At 77.8% G+C, this 5250-nt stretch carries 5 protein-coding genes; 4 read left to right on the top strand and 1 reads right to left on the bottom strand.

Features of this window, described 5'->3' with window-relative positions; all coding sequences use genetic code 11:
- Window positions 1–1054 (bottom strand): BTAD domain-containing putative transcriptional regulator (locus ABZY91_RS41265; protein ID WP_355409303.1); only part of this gene is annotated, 1054 nt, incomplete at its 3' end.
- 220 nt (window positions 1055–1274) lie between these two features.
- On the opposite strand from ABZY91_RS41265, the gene ABZY91_RS41270 reads away from it, so the two are divergent.
- The 4 genes from ABZY91_RS41270 to ABZY91_RS41285 all read left to right on the top strand — a co-directional run bounded on the left by ABZY91_RS41270 (window position 1275) and on the right by ABZY91_RS41285 (window position 5165).
- Entirely contained in the window at window positions 1275–1622 is a 348-nt protein-coding gene (locus ABZY91_RS41270; protein WP_355409305.1) for a GntR family transcriptional regulator, read from the top strand.
- The gene (locus ABZY91_RS41275; protein WP_355409307.1) at window positions 1619–2653 is read left to right on the top strand and encodes a DUF1648 domain-containing protein; all 1035 of its coding nucleotides are present in this window, start codon (window positions 1619–1621) and stop codon (window positions 2651–2653) included. Before ABZY91_RS41270 ends, ABZY91_RS41275 begins: the two co-directional genes overlap by 4 nt.
- Window positions 2654–2900: 247 nt before the next feature.
- Window positions 2901–3914, top strand: a complete 1014-nt coding sequence (locus ABZY91_RS41280; RefSeq protein ID WP_329947475.1) for a permease — start codon at window positions 2901–2903, stop codon at window positions 3912–3914.
- Window positions 3915–4265: 351 nt separating this feature from the next.
- The gene (locus ABZY91_RS41285) at window positions 4266–5165 is read left to right on the top strand and encodes a TIGR03943 family protein (RefSeq protein ID WP_355409310.1); all 900 of its coding nucleotides are present in this window, start codon (window positions 4266–4268) and stop codon (window positions 5163–5165) included.
- The last annotated feature ends 85 nt before the right edge of the window (window positions 5166–5250 follow it).

Here is a 5250-nt window from a genome sequence, read left to right on the forward strand (position 1 = left end):
CGGCCTCCGCCGGGTCGCCGCCGGCCGCCGCGAGGGCCCGCTCGGCGGAGCCCAGGTGCGGTTCGGCGGCGGACGGGTCGCCGCCGCCGGCCAGCAGCGCGACGGCGGCCTTGCGGTGCAGCCTTGCGGTGCGCAGGCCGTCCCGGCCGGACGGCGGGGTGAGCACCCCCGGGGAGGCGGGCAGGTCGACCACGGCCGGCTCCAGCGCCGACCCGTACGCGACGGTGGCACCGGCGGTGTCCCCGGAGCGCATCCGCAGGTCCCCGACGTTCTCCCAGAGTTCGCCGGAGAGTTCGGCCCGGACCTGTCCGCCGGTGCGCACCTGCTCGCGCAACCGCTGGGCGGCCGGGCCGGGCCGCTCGGTGCCGTCGGAGGCGCGTTCCAGCGCGGCGGCCAGCCGGTCGTACGCGTGCAGTGCCTCGTGCCGCCGGCCGGCCAGCGTGTGGACCCGCATCAGCGCGAGCGAGGCCTCCTCGTGCAGCGGGTCCGCGGCCACCGCCCGGCGCAGTGCGGCGGCGGCGCCGTCCAGGTCGGCGTGCGCCTCGCGCAGGGCGCCGAGCTCGACCAGCAGCGCCAGGTACTCGGCGTGCAGGGCCTGTTCGCGATCGGCCGCCCACTCCTCGTAGCGGTCCTCGGGCAACAGGTCGCCGCCGTACCGGGCGACCGCCCGCTCGTACGCGTCCGGGTCGCGGGCGCGGCGGGCGTGCAGGGCGGCCTGTTCGAACTCCTCGACGTCCACCCGCAGCGGGGCGCCGCGCAGGGTGAGCAGTCCGCCGCCGGAGTCGAGGTGGGCGCGGGCACCGGCCCGGTCGGGGCCGAGGACGCGGCGGGTCTCCTGCACGGCCCTGCGGAGCTGGTCGGCACCGGCCCCGGGGGCCTGGTCCGGCCAGAGGCTGCCGAGCACCTGCTCGCCGTGGAGCCGGTGGCCCGGGGCGAGCGCGAGCAGCTCGACCAGGTTCCGGGACTTCCGCAGGCGCCATCCGCCGTCGGCGATCTCCCGATGGCCCACGTGGACCCGGAAGCCGCCGAGGAGCCGGATGCGCAGTGCGTGCATGCGCCGGTGCCTTCCCCGTGCGGACACTTCGAACGTACGTCGGCAGCCGCCCTTCGGCGACTTCCGCGCCGATCCCCGCCCCGTCGTGGTCCGTCCGCGGGCGGACCGCGGGCCGCCCGCGAGCCGATCCGGGGGCCCTCCGGGGCGATCCGGGGGCCCGTCCGGTGGGGCCCGGGGCCCCACCGCCCCGTTCCACGATGGTGCTACTGTCACTAGCACCATGCTGCTGAAGCCGGACGCCGCGGACTCCCGCCCGCTGCACGAACAGGTCGCCGGAGCAATCCGCCGCGCCGTCGCCGAGGGCGAGTGCACCCCCGGCGAACGCCTTCCGCCCGCACGGGAGTTGGCGCGGGCCCTGGAGGTCAACGCCAACACCGTGCTGCGCGCCCTGCGGGTGCTGCGGGACGAGGGCGTGCTGGAGTTCCGCCGCGGTCGCGGGATCACGGTCGCCCGGGGCGCCGACCGGCGCTCCGAACTGCTGGACTCGGCACGGCGGTTGGTCGCGGACGCGGCGAACGCCGGCTACAGCAGGGAGGAGCTCGTCGAGATGATCAGGGGGTTGAAGTGAACGACGGCGTGAACGGCGACAGGCAGGGAGCCGGGGCCGGGGCCGGAGCCGACGGGACGGGCAGCACGGACACGGCGAAGTGGGCCTCCCGGGCCGCCACCGCGCTCTGGGCCGCCACCGTGGCGGTGCTGCTGCTCGCCCTCCCGTGGGCGGCGCACGGCCGCCTCCCGGACCCCCTGGCCACGCACTGGGACGGCCGGACGGCCGACGGCTCGATGTCCCTGACCGCGTCCGCGGCCTTCCCGGCGGCGTGCTGGGCGGTCGCGCTCGCCGCGGCGGCCGTCGCCCGGCGGTGGGCCGGAGCGCCCGCGCGGACCTGGGTGGGCGCCGGGCTGGGCTTCGGGGGCGTGCTGCTCGTCGGCGCACAGGCCGCGATCGTCCACGCCAACCTGGACCGCCCGGACTGGCAGCACGCACGCCCCCTGGGCCCGGAAGTGGCGGCGGTCCTGGTGGCGGCGGTCGCGGCGGGCCTGCTCGGCCCCTGGCTCGCCCACCGGCGCGGCCGGGGACCACGGCCGGCGACGGCCGCCGACGGCCCGCGGCTGGACCTCCCCGAGGGACAGCGGGCGGTCTGGCTCTCCCGGACGGTCAATCCTTGGCTCGGACTGCTCGCCGCCGCCTCCGGGCTCGGCGCGGCCGGGTCCGCGCTGGCCGCGCTCGGCGGGCTGGGCGGCCCGGCGTGGGCGCTCTTCGCCCCGTGCGCGGTCGTCGCGGTCGCGGCGGCCGGCTGCTCCTCGGTGCAGGCCCGGGTGACCGAGCGGGGTCTGGACGTGACGTTCGGCCCGTTCGGCTGGCCGGCCCGGCACTGGTCGCCGGCCGACGTCGCGGCCGCCCGGATGGAACGGCGCACCCCGGCCCAGGTGGGCGGCTGGGGCTACCGGCTGAGCGGACTGGGCACGACGGTGATGCTGCGGCGCGGCGAGTGCCTGGTGGTCCGCCCGCACCGGGGAGTCGAGTTCGCGGTCAGCGTGGACGACGCCGAGCGGGGCGCCGCGCTGCTGAACACCGTGGCCGCCCGCCGGGCCGGCTGACCGGCGCACCCGCAGGACAGCCGTCGCCCCGACGGCCCAACCGGCAACCGGGCACAGCAGGTTGACGCCCCGCCGGCTTCCCGGAGGAGCCCCTCCGCGAACGGGACACTACCGGAGCGGGGCCCCCGGGTGAAGACCTAGATGAAAGTGATTATCAACGCTACTCTGCCTCCGGGCTCGCCACATGACGGTGAGCAGACAGGACTTGCCGCGCACCCCGCGGCGAGCGGGCTGAGGGGCGGTCACCGTGGTGGAGACGAGTCTCGGCAGCGTCCGGAAGACCCCGGTACCGCAGGCGGCGACCTCGCCCCCGCGCCGGGGCTCCGGCCTGCTGACCGGAGCGCTGGTCGTCGCGGCGGTCACCGCCCCGGTGCTGGCCTGGACGTGGGACTCCGGCGGCGTGCGCGCCTGGCGGACCCTGCTGGTGGCGATCGTGGTGCAGGGGCTGCCGTTCCTGGTGCTCGGCACGGTCGTCTCGGCGGCGATCGGCGCCTTCGTACCGGCCCGGGTCTTCACCCGGGTGCTGCCGCGCAACCCCGCGCTGGCCGTCCCGGTCGCCGGGGTCGCGGGCGCCGTGCTGCCCGGCTGCGAGTGCGCGTCCGTGCCGGTGGCCGGGAGCCTGATGCGGCGCGGGGTGGCTCCGGCCGCGGCGCTGGCGTTCCTGCTCTCCGCGCCCGCCATCAACCCGGTCGTCCTGGTCTCCACCGCCATCGCCTTCCCCGACGCCCCCGAGATGGTGCTCGCCCGGCTGGCGGCCTCGCTCGGCACCGCACTCGTCATGGGCTGGCTCTGGGTCGCCTTCGGCCGTCCCGACTGGCTGCGCCTGCCCAAGGGACCGGCCGAACGCGGCGCCGGACGCAACCCGCTGGACGAGTTCCGGCGCGGCCTCCAGCACGACTTCCTGCACGCCGGCGGCTTCCTCGTGGTCGGCGCGGCGGCAGCCGCCACGTTCAACGTGCTCGTCCCGCCGTCCGTGCTCCGCACCTTCTCGGACTCGCCCTGGCTGGGCGTCCCGGCGCTCGCCGTGCTCGCCGTCGTCCTGGCCGTCTGCTCGGAGGCGGACGCCTTCGTCGCCGCCTCGCTCACCGGCTTCTCCCCCACCGCCCGGCTGGCGTTCATGGTGGTCGGCCCGATGGTCGACCTCAAACTGATCGCCCTCCAGTCGGGATCCTTCGGCCGGGCCTTCGCCGTGCGCTTCTCCTCCGCGACCTTCGTGGTCGCCGTCGTCGCCAGCGTCCTGACCGGGGCCGTCCTGCTCTGACCCCGCCGACGCCCTCGTCCGTGCCCGTGCCCGCGCCCGCTCCGGCGGGCCCGAGCACCCGGGGCCGACGACGGACCGACGCACGCCGAACCGCTCACCGCTGCCCCAGGCCGAAGACCGCAGACCCCGGGCCCGGACCCGCATCCTCCACCGGGACCGCCCGCCCGGGCCGCGCCGGCGAAGCGCGCCGGCCCGGCGAAACGCGCCGACCACGCGTCGGCCAGATGCGACAGGAGTACCGAAGGTGCACACCATCGACCCGCCGGGCCGCACCGCCCGGCGCCCACACCCCCACGCCCACGGCCCCGACCCGCTGCACGCCTCCCCCGCCCCGCGCCGGGGAGGACGGCGGTGAACGCCCCCACCCGAACGCTGCGCGCCCGCGTCCGGGGGCTCGCGCCGTCGCTCCTGCTGGCCCTGGTCGGCACCGCCCTGCTGCGGATCACCGTGGGCAGCGACGTCTTCCTCCAGTACGTCAAGGAGGAACTGCGGATCCCGCTGGTCGCCACCGGGGTCATCCTGCTCGCGCTGGGCATCGCCGGGACGGCGGTGCGGCTGACCGAGCGGCGCCGGGAGCCCGTCCTGGAGTTCCGCCGGGACGCCGAGGGCAACGCCCAGTGGCACCGGCCGGCCTCGGGCCACGACCACACCGGCCGGGACGGCACCGGGGGCGGCGACGACCCCGGGCACGAGCACGCCCACGGCCACAGCCACGAGCACGGGCCGCGGGTGGCCTGGCTGCTCACCGTGCCGGCCGTGCTGCTGCTCTGCTTCACCCCGCCGGCGCTCGGCTCGTTCACCGCCTCGCGCGAGGGCACCGACGCCGCCGTCGACGCCGCCGCCTACGTCGCGCTGCCCGACCCGCAGCCCGCCGCACCGGCGGCGGTGAACGTGCCGACGCCGATGGCGCTGGCCGAGTTCATCGCGCGCAGCCGCGACCCCCGGCAGGGCCTGGCCGACCGTCCGGTCCGGCTGACCGGGTTCGTGACCCCCGGCACCGCCCCCGGCGAGTGGTACCTCAACCGCCTGGTCGCCAGCTGCTGCGCCGCGGACGCCCGGCGGCTGCGGATCCTGGTGCAGGCCGAGGGGCCGACTCCGGCCACCGACAGCTGGGTCGAGCTGACCGGCGTCTGGCACCCCACGCCGGACGCGTCCGCCACGGCGGCGCCACGGCTCGACGCCAGGGAGCAGCACGGCGTCCCGCAGCCGCGGGCGCCGTACCGGGACACACCGCCCTCCTCGGAGAGCTGACGCACCACGGCCCGCCGTGGCGGGTCCCGGCGGTGGGCCGTGGGTGGCGGGGGCTCCGGGCCGGGCCGCGGCGGTCCGGCCCGGC

It is taken from the genome of Kitasatospora sp. NPDC002965, assembly GCF_040611255.1.
Classification (GTDB): Bacteria; Actinomycetota; Actinomycetes; order Streptomycetales; family Streptomycetaceae; genus Kitasatospora.